Source organism: Actinomadura rubrobrunea NBRC 15275 (assembly GCF_001552235.1).
Taxonomy (GTDB): Bacteria; Actinomycetota; Actinomycetes; order Streptosporangiales; family Streptosporangiaceae; genus Spirillospora; species Spirillospora viridilutea.
Map to the genome: position 1 here is coordinate 1 of NZ_BCQU01000018.1, position 16,685 is coordinate 16,685.

General features: G+C 73.5%; 16 protein-coding genes. 11 read left to right on the forward strand and 5 right to left on the reverse strand.

Going from position 1 to position 16,685, the window contains the following annotated elements; genetic code table 11:
• Positions 1 to 128: 128 nt before the first annotated feature.
• The 7 genes from ehuB to AR3_RS07860 all read left to right on the forward strand — a co-directional run bounded on the left by ehuB (position 129) and on the right by AR3_RS07860 (position 6,110).
• The gene (gene ehuB / locus AR3_RS07830) at positions 129 to 1,025 is read left to right on the forward strand and encodes an ectoine/hydroxyectoine ABC transporter substrate-binding protein EhuB (RefSeq protein WP_067910747.1); all 897 of its coding nucleotides are present in this window, start codon (positions 129 to 131) and stop codon (positions 1,023 to 1,025) included.
• Between the two features lie 6 nt (positions 1,026 to 1,031).
• The gene (gene ehuC / locus AR3_RS07835) at positions 1,032 to 1,748 is read left to right on the forward strand and encodes an ectoine/hydroxyectoine ABC transporter permease subunit EhuC (protein ID WP_067910750.1); all 717 of its coding nucleotides are present in this window, start codon (positions 1,032 to 1,034) and stop codon (positions 1,746 to 1,748) included.
• Positions 1,748 to 2,401 (forward strand): ectoine/hydroxyectoine ABC transporter permease subunit EhuD, encoded by a 654-nt coding sequence (ehuD, locus tag AR3_RS07840; RefSeq protein ID WP_067910753.1) that lies wholly within the window; start codon positions 1,748 to 1,750, stop codon positions 2,399 to 2,401. The genes ehuC and ehuD overlap by 1 nt, the downstream gene beginning before the upstream one ends.
• The gene (ehuA, locus tag AR3_RS07845; RefSeq protein ID WP_083951074.1) at positions 2,388 to 3,260 is read left to right on the forward strand and encodes an ectoine/hydroxyectoine ABC transporter ATP-binding protein EhuA; all 873 of its coding nucleotides are present in this window, start codon (positions 2,388 to 2,390) and stop codon (positions 3,258 to 3,260) included. The genes ehuD and ehuA overlap by 14 nt, the downstream gene beginning before the upstream one ends.
• A gap of 81 nt (positions 3,261 to 3,341) precedes the next feature.
• Positions 3,342 to 4,517 (forward strand): thiolase family protein, encoded by a 1,176-nt coding sequence (locus AR3_RS07850; protein ID WP_227023000.1) that lies wholly within the window; start codon positions 3,342 to 3,344, stop codon positions 4,515 to 4,517.
• 2 nt (positions 4,518 to 4,519) lie between these two features.
• On the forward strand, positions 4,520 to 4,918 hold the full coding sequence (locus tag AR3_RS07855) for a Zn-ribbon domain-containing OB-fold protein (RefSeq protein ID WP_067910755.1): 399 nt from the start codon (positions 4,520 to 4,522) through the stop codon (positions 4,916 to 4,918).
• A gap of 58 nt (positions 4,919 to 4,976) precedes the next feature.
• A complete protein-coding gene (locus AR3_RS07860; RefSeq protein WP_067910758.1) occupies positions 4,977 to 6,110 on the forward strand; it encodes an NAD(P)H-dependent flavin oxidoreductase in 1,134 nt (377 codons plus the stop codon).
• A gap of 17 nt (positions 6,111 to 6,127) precedes the next feature.
• Here the strand turns inward: AR3_RS07860 and AR3_RS07865 are convergent, their stop codons facing one another.
• The 3 genes from AR3_RS07865 to AR3_RS07875 form a co-directional block, all read right to left on the reverse strand.
• Positions 6,128 to 7,186, reverse strand: coding sequence for an SGNH/GDSL hydrolase family protein (locus tag AR3_RS07865; protein ID WP_067910760.1), 1,059 nt, complete (start codon positions 7,184 to 7,186; stop codon positions 6,128 to 6,130).
• Between the two features lie 28 nt (positions 7,187 to 7,214).
• Positions 7,215 to 7,718 (reverse strand): GNAT family N-acetyltransferase, encoded by a 504-nt coding sequence (locus AR3_RS07870; RefSeq protein ID WP_067910919.1) that lies wholly within the window; start codon positions 7,716 to 7,718, stop codon positions 7,215 to 7,217.
• Between the two features lie 150 nt (positions 7,719 to 7,868).
• Positions 7,869 to 8,831, reverse strand: coding sequence for a GlxA family transcriptional regulator (locus tag AR3_RS07875; RefSeq protein WP_067910763.1), 963 nt, complete (start codon positions 8,829 to 8,831; stop codon positions 7,869 to 7,871).
• Positions 8,832 to 8,902: 71 nt separating this feature from the next.
• Here AR3_RS07875 and AR3_RS07880 point away from each other — a divergent pair, with 71 nt between their 5' ends.
• Positions 8,903 to 9,670, forward strand: coding sequence for an MBL fold metallo-hydrolase (locus tag AR3_RS07880; protein ID WP_227023001.1), 768 nt, complete (start codon positions 8,903 to 8,905; stop codon positions 9,668 to 9,670).
• Between the two features lie 572 nt (positions 9,671 to 10,242).
• Here AR3_RS07880 and uvrB read toward each other — a convergent pair.
• Complete coding sequence (uvrB, locus tag AR3_RS07885; protein ID WP_067910768.1) at positions 10,243 to 12,360, reverse strand: excinuclease ABC subunit UvrB; 2,118 nt, start codon at positions 12,358 to 12,360, stop codon at positions 10,243 to 10,245.
• A gap of 102 nt (positions 12,361 to 12,462) precedes the next feature.
• A complete protein-coding gene (locus AR3_RS07890; protein ID WP_083951076.1) occupies positions 12,463 to 13,662 on the reverse strand; it encodes a sensor histidine kinase in 1,200 nt (399 codons plus the stop codon).
• A gap of 269 nt (positions 13,663 to 13,931) precedes the next feature.
• Here AR3_RS07890 and AR3_RS07895 point away from each other — a divergent pair, with 269 nt between their 5' ends.
• From AR3_RS07895 to AR3_RS07905, 3 genes are read left to right on the forward strand one after another with little or no spacing between them, the layout of a single operon-like run.
• Positions 13,932 to 14,939, forward strand: a complete 1,008-nt coding sequence (locus AR3_RS07895) for a hypothetical protein (RefSeq protein ID WP_067910771.1) — start codon at positions 13,932 to 13,934, stop codon at positions 14,937 to 14,939.
• Positions 14,940 to 14,945: 6 nt separating this feature from the next.
• On the forward strand, positions 14,946 to 15,773 hold the full coding sequence (locus AR3_RS07900; protein ID WP_174545432.1) for a hypothetical protein: 828 nt from the start codon (positions 14,946 to 14,948) through the stop codon (positions 15,771 to 15,773).
• 31 nt (positions 15,774 to 15,804) lie between these two features.
• Positions 15,805 to 16,674, forward strand: coding sequence for an inositol monophosphatase family protein (locus AR3_RS07905; protein ID WP_067910775.1), 870 nt, complete (start codon positions 15,805 to 15,807; stop codon positions 16,672 to 16,674).
• Positions 16,675 to 16,685: the final 11 nt, after the last annotated feature.

Consider the following 16,685-nt stretch of genomic DNA (forward strand, 5'->3'; position numbering starts at 1 on the left):
CGGCGGGACGGGCGCCCCCGCCCGGCGCGAGGCCGCCCGTCCCGCCGCCGATCAGCCCATCGATCCCCGCCCCGCGGCAGCGTCCCGGGCGCACCGGCCGCGGGGCCTCACCCCTCAGGAGTTCGACGATGACTTCCTCGACGAGACGCGACTTCCTGCGCACCGCGGCCGTCCTGGCCGGTGCGGTCCCGCTGGCCGCCGCCGGCTGCTCCCGGACCGACCCCGAGCAGGAGCGCCGGGGCGGGGGCACCCTGGAACGGGCCAGGCGGGAAGGCAAGATCAAGGTCGGGTTCGCCAACGAGGCCCCGTACGGCTACACCGACACCTCCGGCAAGCTCACCGGGGAGGCGCCCGAGCTGGCCCGCGTCATCTTCAAGGAGCTGGGCATCGGCACCATCGAGGGGGTCCAGGTCGACTTCGGCGGGCTGATCGGCGGCCTCAACGCCCGCCGGTTCGACGTGATCGCCGCGGGCATGTTCATCACCCCCGAACGCTGCGGCGCGGTCGCGTTCTCCGACCCCGACTACGTCGCCAAGACCGCGTTCATGGTGCCCAAGGGCAACCCCGCGGGCATCGCGAAGTTCGAGGACATCGCCCGCAAGAAGCTCCGGGTGGGCGTGCTGACCGGGGCCGTCGAAGGCGGGTACGCCGAGAAGCTGGGCGTGCCCAAGGGCGACATCAAGACGTTCCCCGACCAGCCCAGCGCCTACGAGGGCCTGAAGGCCGGGCGCATCGACTGCATCGCGCTGACCCGCATCTCGCTGGCCGACCTGCTGTCCAAGCACAAGGGCGACCCGTTCGAGCTCACCGAGCCGTTCACCCCGGTCATCGACGGCAAGGAGCAGAAGGGCGCCGGCGGGTTCGCGTTCCGCAAGGCCGACGCCGACCTGCTCCAGGCGTTCAACGACAAGCTGGCCGAGCTGAAGCGGACCGGGCGGCTGCTGCCGATCCTCAAGCCGTTCGGGTTCACCGAGGCCGAGCTGCCCGGCCCCGACGACACGGCGGCCAGGTTCTGCCAGGGGTGACGGGCCGTGTCGGACGTCCTGGAGGCCTACCCGCAACTGCTGCGGGGCGCGTGGATCACCGTCCAGCTGACGGTGTACGGGTCGGCGCTGGCGCTGGCGCTCGCGTTGGCGTTCGGCCTGGCCGGCACCTCGCGGCACGTCGCGCTCCGCGCGCTGAACCGGGTGTACGTGGAGTTCTTCCGCGGCACCGCCACGCTCGTGCTGATGTACTGGCTGTTCTACGCGCTGCCGCTCGTGGGGTTCCGCTTCACCCCGATGGCCGCGGCGGTGCTGTCGCTGGGCCTCAACGTCGGCGCGTACGGCGCCGAGGTGGTGCGCGGCGCGCTGAACGCCGTGCCGAAGGCGCAGTACGAGGCGGCGATCGCGCTGAACTTCCGCCCGTGGCAGCGGCTGGTGCGGGTGACGTTGCCGCAGGCGGTGGCGCTGATGCTGCCGCCGTTCGGGAATCTGATCATCGAGTTGATGAAGGGCACCGCCCTGGTCTCCCTGATCACCATCGGGGACCTGACGTTCCGCGCCCAGCAGATCCGCGCGTCCACGGGCGAGACGACGGCGACGTTCCTGGTCATCCTGGTGATGTACTTCGTGATCGCGCAGCTGCTGCAGCTGGCCGTGCGGTACGCCGAGCGGCGCGTGGACCGGATGCTGGGGCGGCGGCCCGTCCGGCGTGACGCACTGCCGCGGACGGCGGACGCGTCCGGCGCGGGGGCGGTGAAGGGCTGATGACCTGGGACTGGCACTACACCGGAGAGATCCTGCCCGACCTGCTCGACGGGCTGCGCGTCACCGTGATCGCCACCCTGCTCGGCTACCTGATCGCGCTGGTGCTGGGCCTGGTGTGGACGCTGCTGCGGCGCACCCCCAGCAGGATCGTCAACCAGACGGTGCGGTGGGTGGTGGAGTTCATCCGCAGCACCCCGCTGCTCGTGCAGCTGTTCTTCATCTTCTACGTGCTGCCCGGCTGGGGGCTGACCCTCGGCGCGCTGACGGCCGGGGTGATCGGCCTGGGGCTGCACTACTCCACCTACACCTCCGAGGTCTACCGGGCGGGCATCGCCGACGTGCCGCGCGGCCAGTGGGAGGCGTGCACCGCGCTGAACCTGCCGCGGCGCCGCGCCTGGCAGGACGTGATCCTGCCGCAGGCGGTCCGCAAGGTGGTGCCGGCCCTCGGCAACTACCTGATCGCCATGTTCAAGGACTCGCCGATGCTGCTGGCGATCAACGTGGTGGAGCTGCTCGGCGCGGCCTACCACGCCGGGGCCGAGACGCTGCGGTACCTGGAGCCGATCACGGTCGTCGGCGTGCTGTTCGTGATCGTGAGCGTGCTGTCGTCCATCGTCGTCCGTCGCCTGGAGGCGCGCTATGCCACCCACTGACACCGCACCCGCCACGCCCGAGGAGTCGTCGGAGAACGTCCCCGCGGGGACGGCGCGGGGCGCGCCCGACGTCCCGCCGCAGCGGACGGACGCGCCGGGCATCCGCTTCGAGAAGGTCGTCAAACGGTTCGGCCGGAACGTGGTGCTGCGCGAGCTGGACTTCGAGGTCGCGCCCGGGGAGCGGGTCACGCTGATCGGGCCGAGCGGCTCGGGCAAGACCACGATCCTGCGGCTGCTGATGACGCTGGAGAAGGTGGACGGCGGCGTCATCTGGATCGGCGACCGGCCGCTGTCGCACATGCGGCGCGGCGACCGGCTCGTCCCGGCCAACGAAAAGCACCTGCACGAGATGCGCAAGCAGGTCGGCATGGTGTTCCAGCAGTTCAACCTGTTCCCCAACATGAACGTGCTGCGCAACCTCACCGAGGCGCCGATGCGGGTGCTGGGGCTGTCCAAGGACGAGGCGGTCGAGCGGGCCCGCCGCCTGCTGGACATGGTGGGGCTCGCCGACAAGATCGACGCCCATCCGTCGCAGCTGTCGGGCGGGCAGCAGCAGCGGGTGGCGATCGCCCGCGCGCTGGCCATGGAGCCCAAGGTGCTGCTGCTGGACGAGGTGACCTCGGCGCTGGACCCGGAGCTTGTCGTCGGCGTGCAGGACCTGCTGCGCGACATCGCCCGCGGCAGCGACCTGACCATGCTGTGCGTGACGCACGAGATGGGGTTCGCCCGCGACATCTCCGACCGGGTGCTGATGTTCGACCAGGGGCAGATCGTCGAGGAGGGCCCGCCGGAGCGGATCTTCGAGGAGCCCGCCGAGCAGCGCACCCGCGACTTCCTGCAGGCCGTCCTCGCGTCCTGACCCGCGCCGCGTCCTCGTCCCCCGCCCCCGCGGCCGAATCTGATTCGGTAACGTGGGGGCGGACAGGGCGAAGGAGGGGGCGTGACCGGATCCACGGCGGGCGCCGCGATCGCGGGCCTGGGGATGACCGAGCTCGGCAAGGTCTACGGGCGCAGCCCGCGCCGGCTGGCGGCCGACGCCGTGCGGCGGGCCGTGGCCGACGCCGGACTGTCCCTGGCCGACCTGGACGGCCTGCTGGTCAGCCACGGCACGAGCGGCTCGCCCGGCGTCGAGCTGGCCGCCGCGCTGGGGCTGCGCGACCTTCGGCTGCTCACCCAGATGAACGCGTTCGGCGCCACCGCCGGCGCGATGGTGGCGTACGCGGCGATGTCGGTGCTCAGCGGCGCCGCGTCCACCGTCGCGTGCGTGTTCGCCGACGCGCCGCTGCGGCCGCGGCGGTCGGCGGGCTCGGCCTACCAGCGGGACGCCGCCGAGTGGTACGGGTACGGCGGCATGACCGCCGCGCTGGGGTTCCGCAGCGTCAACGCGTTCTACGCGCTGGCCGCCCGGCGGCACATGCTCCGCTACGGCACCACCAGCGAGCAGCTCGGCGCGATCGCGGTCAGCACCCGCCAGTGGGCCGCGCGCAACCCGCTCGCGCAGATGCGCGAGCCGATCACCCTGGCCGACCACCAGAACTCCCGGTGGGTCGCCGAACCGCTGCACCTGCTGGACTGCTGCCTGGTGTCCAACGGCGCCGTCGCCGTGGTCGTCACCGGGGCCGACCGCGCCCGCGACCTGGCCCAGCCGCCCGTGCACCTGTGGGGCTGGGGCCAGGGGCACCCCGGGCACCGCAGGGAGCGCGGCAGCGACTTCGGCCTGACCACCGGCGCGGCCGTGTCCGGCCCGATCGCGATGAAGATGGCCGGGGTGAGCGTCGACGACATCGACGTCTGCCAGATCTACGACTGCTACACCTACACGGTGCTGGTGTCGCTGGAGGACTACGGGTTCTGCCCCAAGGGCGAGGGCGGGCCGTTCGTCGCGTCCGGGGTGCTCGGCCCCGGCGGTGCGCTGCCCACCAACACGGGGGGCGGGCAGCTGTCGGGCTACTACATGTGGGGCATGACGCCCCTGTCGGAGGCGGTGATCCAGGCGCGCGGCCACGGCGGCGACCGGCAGGTTCCCCGCAACGACGTCATCCTGGTGAGCGGCAACGGCGGCGTCCTGGACCACCACTCCACGCTGATCGTCAGCCCGCACCCGAAGGGAGCCTGACCGTGGACATCGGCATCCTGCGGCGCGACGGACGCACCGACCCGTTCTTCGACGGCGCCGCCGGCGGGCGCCTGGTGATCCGGCGGTGCGCGGCCTGCGACCGGTGGCTGGCGCCGGACGCCGGCGGCTGCCCCGACTGCGGCTCGGACGACCTCGCCTGGGCCGAGGCGAGCGGCGAGGCCGCCCTGGTGACCTGGACCGTCCTGCACGGCCGCCCGGCCGACGACGGCACCGTGCCGCCGCCGGTCCGCCTGGCGCTGGTGGAGCTGGCCGAGGGGCCGTGGCTGCACGCGCGGCTCACCGACGTGGACCCGGAGCGGCTGCGGGAGGGCCTGCCGCTGCGCGCGGTGTTCCGGCATCCCCCCGAAGGCGAGTCCTACGTGCTGTTCGAGCCACGGTAGAGCCCCGCACTCGGCTGCCCCCTAGACCGAATGAGGTTCGGTCACCTACCGTCGGTGCATGCGCACCGAGGTCTGCGAACGGTTCGGCATCGAGTTCCCGCTCTTCGCCTTCAGCCACTGCCGGGACGTGGTCGCCGCCGTCACCAACGCCGGCGGCTTCGGCGTGCTCGGCGCCGTCGCCTTCACCCCCGAACGCCTGGACGAGGAGCTGCGCTGGATCGACGACCACGTCGGCGGCCGCCCCTACGGCGTGGACGTGCTGGTGCCCGCCCGCATCGACGAGGCGGCCCGCGGCGGCGCCGGCGGGCTGGACGCGCTGCTGGCGGCCGTCCCCGAGGAGCACTGGGCGTTCCTGGCGAAGCTGTTCGACAAGTACGGGGTGCCGCTGCCGGACTTCGACCGGGCCCGGACCTCCGGCGCGCGCGGCCCCGGCGTCACCGAGCGCGGCGCCGCGGAGCTGGTCGAGGTCGCCCTCGCCCACCCGATCCGGCTGATCGCCAGCGCGCTCGGCCCGCCGCCCCCGCACTTGGTGGAGGCGGCCCGGGCCGCGGACGTCCCGGTGGCGGCGCTGGTCGGCACCGCCGAGCACGCCCGCCGCCAGGTCGCCGCGGGCGCGGACCTGATCGTCGCGCAGGGCGGCGAGGCGGGCGGGCACACCGGGGAGATCTCCACGATGGTGCTCGTCCCGGAGGTCGTGGACGCCGTCGCGCCCGTCCCCGTGCTCGCCGCGGGCGGCATCGCCACCGGACGCCAGATGGCCGCGGCGATGGCGCTGGGCGCGTCCGGCGTGTGGTGCGGCTCGGTGTGGCTGACCACCGAGGAGGCCGAGACGCCCCCGGTCGTCAAGCGGAAGCTGCTCGCCGCCACGTCCCGCGACACCGTCCGCTCGCGGTCGCGCACCGGCAAGCCCGCCCGGCAGCTGCGGTCGGCGTGGACCGAGGAGTGGGACGGCCCGGACAGCCCCGGCCCGCTCGGCATGCCGCTGCAGATGGTCCTCGCCGAGGGCGCGATGCGGCAGATCACCAAGGCGGCCGAGGCCGGCAATCCGGGCGCCCGCGAGCTGGCCGGCTACTTCGTCGGCCAGTGCGTGGGGCTGATGAACTCGGTGCGGCCCGCCCGCCAGGTCGTCTACGACATGATCGAGGAGTTCGCCGACGCGGTGGAACGCCTGAACGCGCTCACCGAGGGCTGACCGGCCGCCGCGCCGCCTCAGCGGAACTGGTTGAGCGGGCGGCCGGGGCCGTTCCTGATCTGCTCGACGAACAGCGCCGCCAGCGCCCGGTGCCCCTTGGCGGTGGGGTGGAAGCTGCGCGGCTCGGCGGCCAGCGCCGACAGGTTCAGCGACAGGCCGTTCATGTACGGGTCGGAGCTGCCCGCCTCGTGCCCGGCGACCGCGTTGTAGGCGTCGACGAACTCCACGCTGCCCGCGGCGCCCGTGGCGGCCAGGCGCTCGTCGGCCTCCCGCACGGCCTGCCGGATCAGCTGGTTCAGGTCGCGGGCCCGCGCGTTCAGCCAGCGCTGGTCGGCCACGTCGATGTTGTCGCCGGCGGCGTTGTCGACCTCGGAGAACAGCCGCGGGTAGCCCATCACGATCACCCGGGCGCGCGGCGCCCGATCGGTGATCTTCTCCAGCAGGCCGGGCAGGGTGCGGCGCAACTGCGCCATCCGCGCGGCGATGTCGCCGCCCTGATCCTGGCAGTTGCGGCTCCACGGCAGCTTGACCACGCAGCCGGCCAGCACCCGGGAGAAGCCGACGTCGTTGCCGCCGATGCTGAGGGTGATCAGGCTGGTGTTCCGGTCGACGCGGCCCAGCTGGGCGGGCTCCCCGGACTTGCCGTGCAGGACGTCGGCGGTGGTCGCGCCCGCGCAGGCCCAGAACGCGGTGCCGCGCGCGAACCGGAACGCCTTGGCCACCTCGTGGTAGTAGGCGCCGGACGTGCGGTGGCACCGGTTCAGCGGGTTGCGGTCGGCCGCCGTGATCTCGGCCCCCAGGCCGGAGGAGTAGGAGTCGCCGAGCGCCACGTACGCGCCCTGGGTGGCGGCCTCGACGGGGGTGAGCCGGACGGCGGCGGTCGAGGTGACCGGTTCGGCGCGCAGCGTGTGGATCGTCCGCGGGCAGCCCTTGCCGAAGACCTCGCACCGCACGGCGGGCAGCGCCACGAGCGGCGTGATCGCCGCCGCGACGAAGACCAGCAGGAGGGCGATGGCGAGACCCCTGTCTCCGAGGCGGTCCCGTACCCGCCGCGGCCAGGTGCCCGGCCCCGTCATCGCCCTCCCTTCCCTCGTCCCCGCATGATCAGACGAGCCTGCCGCGTTCCCGGTTCCCGGCCGATCCCCACATCGCCGTCCGCGGGCCGAGCGCGTGCAGCCCCGCCTCGATCTCGGCGTCCCAGCGGGCGCGCAGGCCCGGCCCCCAGCGGTCCTGCGGCAACTCGGCGAAGCCGTGTCGGGCGTACCACGGCGCGTTCCACGGCACGTCCCGGAACGTGAGGAGTGTCACACCGGGTCGTCCGGCGCGCTCCAGGACGGCCCGCAGCAGCCGCGTGCCGATGCCCTTGCGGACGCGGTCGGCGCGGACGGCGATCTGCTCCAGGTGCGTCGCGCCGTCCATCGGCCGGAACGCCGCGAACGCCACCGGCGGTGTGCCCGCGACGAGGACCCGCACGTCCCGCCCGATCAACTCCTCGATCACGGTGGGCCCCGGCGGGAACACGATCCCCAGCGGCGCGAACAGCCGGTCCGCCGACCGCTCGATCGCCGGCAGGCCCGCCAGATCAGCGGGCTGCGCGGGGCGCGGCATCTCGTCCACCCGCAGATCGTGGACCGCGCCCCCGCGGCGATCAAACGGTTTTCCCGCCTCCGCGGAACGCGTCGGCGCGCCCGGCGCGTCCCCGATCGCGCCGCCGCGCAAACGGTCGGGATCGGGGCGCGCCACGCGAGCCTCCCGGCGTCACGAGGCGCGGAAAGCGTTGCGGTACGCCTGCGGGGGCACGCCCACGAGCCTGCGGAAGTGCGGACGCAGCGCCACGCCGTCGGAGAACCCGGACCGCCGCGCCACCGCGTCGACGTCCAGGTCCGTGCACTCCAGCAGGTGCTGGGCGCGCAGCACCCGCTGGGTCAGCAGCCAGCGCAGCGGCGACTCGCCGGTGGACTGGCGGAACCGCCGGTCGAACGTGCGGCGGCTCATGTGCGCCGCGGCGGCCAGCCGGTCGACGTCCAGGCGCGGATCGTCCAGGTGCTCCAGCGCGTACGCCACCGCGTCGCCGATCGCGTCGCCCACCGGCGGCTCGGGCACCGGACGCTCGATGAACTGGGCCTGCCCGCCGGTCCGCTGCGGCGCCACCACCAGCGTCCGCGCGACCGCGTTGGCCGCCGCCGCGCCGTGCTCGCGCCGCAGCAGGTACAGGCAGGCGTCGATGCCGGCGGTGCTGCCCGCGCTGGTCACGATCGTGCCGTCGTCCACGTACAGCGCGTCGTCGACCACCGTCACGCCGGGGTACCCGGCGGCGAGGGCGGCGGTGTAGCGCCAGTGCGTGGTGGCCCGACGCCCGTCCAGCAGGCCCGCCTCGGCCAGCACGAAGGCGCCCAGGCACAGCCCGACCACGGTCGCCCCGTCGGCGTGGGCGGCGCGCAGCGCCTCCAGCACCGGCGGCGCGGCGGGCTCCCGCGCCGGGTCCCGCCAGCCGGGGACGATCACCATGCCGACCCGGTCCAGCGCCGTCAGCGGGTGCGGGGCGCTGACCTGGATGCCCGCGCTGGTCGTCAACGGGCCGGGACGCTCGGGGACGGCCACCACCTCGAACGCGGGGCCGCCGCGCGCCGCCAGCTCGAACACCCGCGCGGGCACGGCGATCTCCAGCATCGGCGCGTCGTCGCCGAGCACCACGCCGACCGTCCTGGGGTTCCGGGGCATGGCCGGATCCTATCGGACCATGGCGTTCACGCCACTCCTGCGGCTCCGCGCGGCCCGGCACAGTACGTCCCATGACCATGACGATCCTGCCGGTCGGCGGCCCCACCGCCGTGCTGGAAATCGGCGGTCTGCGGCTGCTCACCGACCCCACCTTCGACCCGCCCGGCGACTACCCGATCGGCGACCGCGCCCTGACCAAGACCACCGCGCCCGCCGTCGACGCCGCCGGGATCGGGCTGCTCGACGCCGTGCTGCTCTCCCACGACCAGCACCCCGACAACCTCGACCGCGCCGGCCGCGCCCTGCTCGGCACGGTCCCGCTGGTGCTGAGCACGACCGCCGCGGCGGGCCGCGTCCCCGGCGTCACCGCCCTGCCCCCGTGGCGGCACTTCGACCTCGGCCCCGTGCGGATCACCGCCGTGCCGGCCCTGCACGGCCCGCCCGGCACCGAGCACCTCACCGGCGAGGTCACCGGCTTCGTGCTGACCGGCGCCGGCCTGCCGACCGTGTACGTCAGCGGCGACAACGCCTCGCTGGACGTCGTCCGCGAGATCGCGGCGCGCTTCCCGCGCGTCGACGTCGCGGTCCTGTTCGGCGGCGCGGCCCGCACTCCCCTGGTCCCCGGCGCGGACCTCACCCTGGGCGCCGCCGCGATGACCGAGGCCGCCCGCGTCCTCGGCGCCCGGCACGTCGTCCCGCTGCACATCGAGGGCTGGGCCCACTTCACCGAGGGCCCCGCCGACGTCGAGACCGCCTTCGCCGCGGCGGCCTTCGCCGACCGCCTCCGCCTCCCCACCCCCGGCCGCCCCATCGTCCTGCCGCCGCCCGACGCCGGTTGAACGGCGGCCACCGGAATCCGCCGCGGGCGCCTCGCGGCCGGCCGTCCCACACCGGCGTCGACATCCCCGGAGCGACCCGGCAGGCACCGTCGGGATACAGGGGCGCACGGCGAAAGCGCGGGCGGACGTCGATTGAACGGCGGCCACGCGACCACCGAGATCCACCGCGGGCGCCTCGCGGCCGGCCGGCCGTTCCGCGCTCGCCCGCTGCGACGTCGCGCGGCGAGGGCGGGTTTGGGCGGCCGCTTGCCCGGGACGGGCTGACGGGAACCGTCGGTGGAACGGCGGTCGCGGCCGTCGGCGGCGGGCTTGCGGCCGAATCCGGGGCGGTCCCCCGGCGCGGGTTGCCGGCCGCGGGAACGCCGCCCGAACCCGAACGGCGTCCGCGGGCTCTACTCAGGCCGCGGCTCGGCCGGGGCCTGCCGCCGGACCCGCCGCTCGCCTCCGGCCACCGGGCGGCGCGGCGGCGCCTCACGGGCCGGGGGCTCGTACAGACGTCGAGATCCCCGGAGCGACGCGGTAGGCGCAGCCGGGACGCACGGGCGCACGGCGAAAGCGCGGGCGGGGGCGGGTCAGTTGACGCCGGCCTCCTTCATCTCGCGGAGCTCCCGCTTGAGCTCCTTGATCTCGTCGCGGAGGCGGGCGGCGAGTTCGAACTGCAGGTCGGCGGCGGCCTGGTGCATCTGGGCGGTCATCTCCTCGATGAGGGACTCCAGCTCCTCGCGGGGCCGTTCGCCGACCAGGTCGGCGGCGTGCCGGCCCGCCTCCCGGGTGCGGGAGGCCAGGCCGGGCACGGGCGTCTTGCCGCGGCTCTGCTGGCGGCCCGCGCCGCCGATCAGGGTCTGGGTGTCGGCGTCCTCGCGGACCAGGGAGTCGAGGATGTCGGCGATGCGCTTGCGCAGCGCGCGGGGCTCGATGCCGTGCTCGGCGTTGTAGGCCTGCTGCTTGGCGCGGCGCCGGTTGGTCTCGTCGATCGCCCGCTGCATGGACGGGGTGACGGTGTCGGCGTACATGTGCACCTGGCCGGAGACGTGGCGGGCGGCGCGGCCGATCGTCTGGATGAGGGAAGTCTCCGAGCGCAGGAAGCCCTCCTTGTCGGCGTCCAGGATCGCCACCAGCGACACCTCGGGCAGGTCCAGGCCCTCGCGCAGCAGGTTGATGCCGACCAGCACGTCGAACTCGCCGGTGCGCAGCTCGCGCAGCAGCTCGATCCGGCGCAGCGTGTCGACCTCGCTGTGCAGGTACCGCACCTGGATGCCGAGCTCCAGCAGGTAGTCGGTGAGGTCCTCGGCCATCTTCTTGGTCAGCGTGGTGACCAGGACCCGCTCGTCGCGGGCGGCGCGTTCGCGGATCTCGTGCACCAGGTCGTCGATCTGGCCCTTGGTGGGCTTGACCACGATCTCCGGGTCGAGCAGGCCGGTGGGGCGGATGACCTGCTCGACGACGTCGCCCTTGACGCGCTCCATCTCGTAGGGGCCGGGCGTCGCCGACAGGTACACGGTCTGGCCGATGCGCTCCAGGAACTCCTCCCACTTCAGCGGGCGGTTGTCCATGGCCGACGGCAGGCGGAAGCCGTGCTCGACCAGCATCCGCTTGCGGGACGCGTCGCCCTCGTACATGGCGCCGATCTGCGGGACGGTCTGGTGGGACTCGTCGATGACCAGCAGGAAGTCCTCGGGGAAGAAGTCCAGCAGGGTGTTGGGCGCCGATCCGGCGGGCCGGCCGTCGATGTGCCGGGAGTAGTTCTCGATGCCCGAGCAGGTGCCGACCTGGCGCATCATCTCGATGTCGTAGGTGGTGCGCATGCGCAGCCGCTGCGCCTCGAGCATCTTGCCCTGCCGCTCCAGTTCGGCCAGGCGCTCCTCCAGCTCGGCCTCGATGTCGCGGATCGCGCGCTCCATGCGCTCGGGCCCGGCGACGTAGTGGGAGGCGGGGAAGACGTACACCTCCTCGTCCTCCGACAGCACCTCGCCGGTCAGCGGGTGCAGCGTGGCGAGCTTTTCGATCTCGTCGCCGAACATCTCGATCCGGACGGCGAGCTCCTCGTACTGGGGGATGATCTCGATGGTGTCGCCGCGGACCCGGAACGTGCCGCGGGTGAACGACAGGTCGTTGCGCGTGTACTGCATCGCGACGAGCCTGCGCAGCAGCTCGTCGCGCTCGATCTCGTCGCCGACGCGCAGCGTGACCATCCGGTCGACGTACTCCTGCGGGGTGCCCAGGCCGTAGATGCAGGACACCGAGGCGACCACGACGGTGTCGCGGCGGGTGAGCAGCGAGGTGGTGGCCGAGTGGCGCAGCCGGTCCACCTCGTCGTTGATCGAGGAGTCCTTCTCGATGTAGGTGTCGGTCTGCGGGATGTACGCCTCGGGCTGGTAGTAGTCGTAGTACGACACGAAGTACTCGACCGCGTTGTGCGGGAGCATCTCCCGCAGCTCGTTGGCGAACTGCGCGGCCAGCGTCTTGTTGGGCTGCATGACCAGGACGGGCCGCTGCAGCCTCTCGATCAGCCAGGCGATCGTGGCGGTCTTGCCGGTGCCGGTGGCGCCCAGCAGCACGACGTCCTTGTCGCCCCGTTCCACCCGCCGGGCCAGCTCGTCGATCGCCTGGGGCTGGTCTCCGGACGGCGTCATGTCCGTGACGACCTTGAACGGCGCCACCTTGCGCTGCAGATCGGTGATCGGCCGCATCTCGACTCCCCCCGTACCGGACACCGGCGGACCGGGGCGATCCGCCGCTCCCCACTTTATGCAGCGGGTCCGACAATCTCGCACAGAAGGAAGTTTCCCAGGTCACGGGGTTTGATCTGCGGGGGACGAGGCCGGGAGCGGCAGCTGGGCGCGGACCCGGAAGCCGCCGCCGTCGCAGTGTCCGGCGGAGAACACCCCGCCCAGGGCGGTGACCCGTTCGCGCAGCCCCACCAGGCCGTTGCCGCCGCTGGGCAGACCGTGGCTGGGCGCCGCGCGCGGCGGCGCGTTGGTCACCTCGACCTCGACGTACTCCGGCCGCACGCACAGGTCGATGCTGGTGTCGGCGTCGCCTGCGTGCTTGTGGACGTTGGTGAGGGCCTCTTGGACGAGCCGGTACACCGCGCGGCTGACCGCCGGGGGGATGGCCTGCTCCCGCTCCCCCCGGACGCGCAGGGTCACGCGCAGGCCCGCGGCGCTGGACTGGTCGACCAGGGCGCGCAGGTCCTCCATGGTCGGCGAGGACTGCGGCAGCACGTCCTCGCCCTGCCGCAGCACGCCGATGACCTGGCGCAGCTCCTCCAGCGCCTGCCGGCCCATCTCGCCGATGACCGCCGCGGTCTCGGCCGCCCGCGCGGGGTCGCGCGCGGCGATGGCCTTGAGCGCCCCCGCGTGCACCACCATGACGCTGACGCGGTTGGCGACCACGTCGTGCATCTCTCGGGCGATCCTGGTGCGCTCCTCGGCGCGCGCGCTTTCGGCGAGCAGATGCTGTTGCAGTTCCAGGCGTTCGGCGCGTTCCTGCAAAGACGCGAACAGCTGCTTGCGGGCGCCCATGTAGAGGCCCAGGAGCACCGGGGACAAGATGAACGTCACGCCGCCGGCGACCTGCGCGAGGAAGGGATCCTTGTTCGCGGTGGGCCCCGGTTGCACCAGGAAAGAGACGAAGGACACCGCGGCGATGACCAGCACGATGCGGCGTGACGCGGTGTAGGCGCCCAACGAGTACAAGGTCACCACCACGGAGAACGCGCCCGCGCCCGCGACCGTCCCGAGGACCAGGGCGAACAGCGCGAGGGCGACCGGATGGCGGCGCCGCACGATCAGGGCGAGCCCCAGCAGCACGCTGCACCCCGACACGACGGAGGGGGGAAGCCAGAAGTCCTGGGGGGTGAACCAGAGGAAGACCGCGTCGACGACGGCGATGCCGACGGCCAGGGACAGGTCGAGCGCCTGGGATCGGCGGGTCGGCCACAAATCCGACCACCACTCCAGAAACCCCTCCCACCAGCGCCGGAGTCGCATGGAACGAGCCTATAGCCCAGTTCGATCAGGACCGTTCCGATAACGACGCCCCGGCGGCACAGAGGGGACAGTGCGATGAATTCGTCACTGACATCCCACTTTCACCGACGATCTGCAACAAGGATCTTCGGGCGTCCGCAATCGGCCCCCGAGCGGACGCCCGCCCGCGCCGTTACGGTGCGCACATTCGCGTGTGCCGGGCCGGTGGCCCTGCTCTGCCGCTGTGGTTACGATGACGACGCCGCCGACGGACGGGAAAATTTGTTGCGATGACCCGATTCGCGCTCTGGTTCGGGAAGAACGCCGACGCCCTCATCGCCCTGGTGCTGGCCATCGGCGTCGCCGTGATCGGCCTCGGGGTGGAAGTGCCGGACGAAGTGACCGACAGCGCGATCCTCGCGGTGATCGGCCTGCTGGCCACCTCGGTGCTGCGCGACCGCACCCGCCGCCAGCCGGTGGAGACCGAGGTGCGCGACACGCTGCGGTCGTCCTCGGCGACGCTGGACGCGCTGAGCGAGCGGCTGGCGGACATCGAGCGGTTCGAGAGCGTCGTGTCCGACACCAGGCGCGCCCTGGACGAGACGTCGGTGGTGCGGGTCATCGACGGGACCCAGGTGGCGCAGGAGCTCGCCGAGGCCCGCCGCGACACCGACCGCTGGTTCTTCAAGGGCGGCACCGGCACCTACATCCGGGCGCGGACGCTGCCGGAGTGCGTGGCCGCGGCCCGCCGCGAGCGCCGCACCCTGCTGGTGCGGCTGGAGATCATCGATCCCACCAACGTCACCGTGTGCGAGGCCTACGCGCGGCACCGCCGGTCGGTGTCCGACCGCCCGGACGCCACGGGCGAGCCGTGGACGACGGACCGCACCCGCAAGGAGGCCTACGCCACGATCCTGGCGGCCTGCTGGCACAAGCAGCGCTTCAACATGCTCGACATCGACGTCGGCCTGTCGCAGACGATGACCACGCTGCGCTACGACCTGGCCGCGTCCCGCCTGGTGGTCACGCGGGACGACCCGCGCGGCGAGGCGCTGGTGGTCGACAGCGGGAAGTTCTACTACGCCTGGTGCGCCGCCGAGCTGCAGACCAGCCTGGACCAGGCGCGCCGGGTCCCGGTCGAGCAGGCGCGGCTGGCCCCGCTGGACGACGAGCCGACCGTCGAGGAGGCGCGCAAGCTGTTCGAGGTCATCGGGATCGAGCTGCCGGGCTCCTACACCGACCGCGACGTCATCGAGATCATCCGCAAGGCGCTGCGCGCCAAGGATCCCTACGAGTGATCAGCGATGCGCTTCTCGGATCGACACGGCAGCGTCTACGGCGCCGTCCGCGACGAGATCGCCGCGGGCACCGCGACGGGGTCCCTGCCCGCGTGGGCGCGCGACGTGCTGGCGGACGTCGCCGCGGGACGCTCCCCCACCGCCGTCGTCCGGCATCCCCTGGGGTTCCTGTGCGTGCCCGTGGAGCGGCGCGGTGAGCTGGGGGTGTGCCTGCACATCTGGTCGCCGCAGGTGGCCCCGGCGGAGTCGACGACGTCCCTGGTGCACTGCCACAGCTGGGACCTGGTCAGCTTCGTTCTTTATGGGAACGTACGGAACATGCGCGTGCGCGTCGAGGAGGACGGCCCGGCCACGCACCGGGTGTTCGAAGTGCTCAGCCGGGGGGACGTGGACGAGTTGCGCGCCACCGGCCGCACCGTCCGGTACACCCCGGGGGACGTCGCCACGCATCGCAGCGGGGAGACCTACAGCCTGCCCGCGGGGGCGTTCCACAGCACCTTCATCGAGGGCGAGCCGGACGCCGCGACGGTCGCGTTGGGACGCCAGACCCCGGGCGGCGGCGACCTGTCCCTGGGGCCGCTCGACACCCCCAGCCACCAGGTGCGGCGGATGACGTGCGACCCGGACGAGGCCGCCCGCGCCGCCCTCCACTCGGCGCGCCGCATCGCCGCCGAGTACTCGCTGGAGCCGCCGTCCGTCACGCTGCCCTCGGGAGGGGACCCCGCGCCCTCCGGAGGCGCCGGCGGGGGCGCGGCGCGCCAGTCTTCCGAGCCCGCCCCGCCCCGACGGGGTCCCGACGACGATCCGACACCGCGCCGTTCGGGGCGCCCCTGACGTACTGCCGCCTGCCGATTGGAGAGGCCCGATGAGCGCCCGTACCCCGTCCCAGGCCGATCCGGTCGATCTCATGCAGGCGCGCAGGGTCGCCATCGACGCGGCCGAGGCGGCGGGGGCGCTGCTGCGCAGGCGCATGTGCGAGCCGCTGGGGGTGCGGGCGAAAGGCGACGGCGTCGACGTGGTCACGGAGCTGGACACCGCCGCCGAGGCGCTGATCCTGGACAGGCTGCGGGCCGCCTACCCGGGCCACCGCGTCGTCGCCGAGGAGTCGGGGGTGCTGGAGGCCGCGGACGGCGGCGACGGCGACATGGTCTGGCTCGTGGACCCGCTGGACGGCACCAACAACGTCGCGATCGGCATGCCGGTGTACGCGGTGGGGCTGGCGTTGTGCGCGGGGTCGGTTCCGGTGCTGGGGGTGGTGCACGATCCCGTGACGGCGCGCACCTGGTCGGCTGCGCGCGGCCAGGGAGCGCTGGGACCGGACGGCGCGCGGCTGCGGCTGACCGGGCCGGGGCGCGTCAGGCATCCCGTCCTGGCCTGGACGCAGGGCCATGAGGTGGGGCGGGGCGACCCGGTGGCGTTGCGGCTGCGCACGTCGCTCGAGGCGGGGTGCGGACGGCTGCTGCAGTTGTGGGCGCCGTTGGTGGCGTGGGTGATGCTGGCCCGGGGCGACATCGACGGCATCGTCGGCTACCGCCCCGAGATCGTCGACTTGCCCGCCGGCGCGCTGCTGGCCGCCGAGGCGGGGGCGGAGCTGCGCCGCCTGGACGGGTCCCCGTACGAGCTCGACATCGACCTGCCCCCGGCCGACCGCGGCTTCGTGGCCGCCCGTCCCGACCTCATGGACAGCCTTCTGGAGACCGCCGCCGCGACCGTCAACGGCGCCCGCCCCGTGTGAACCGAGGGCCC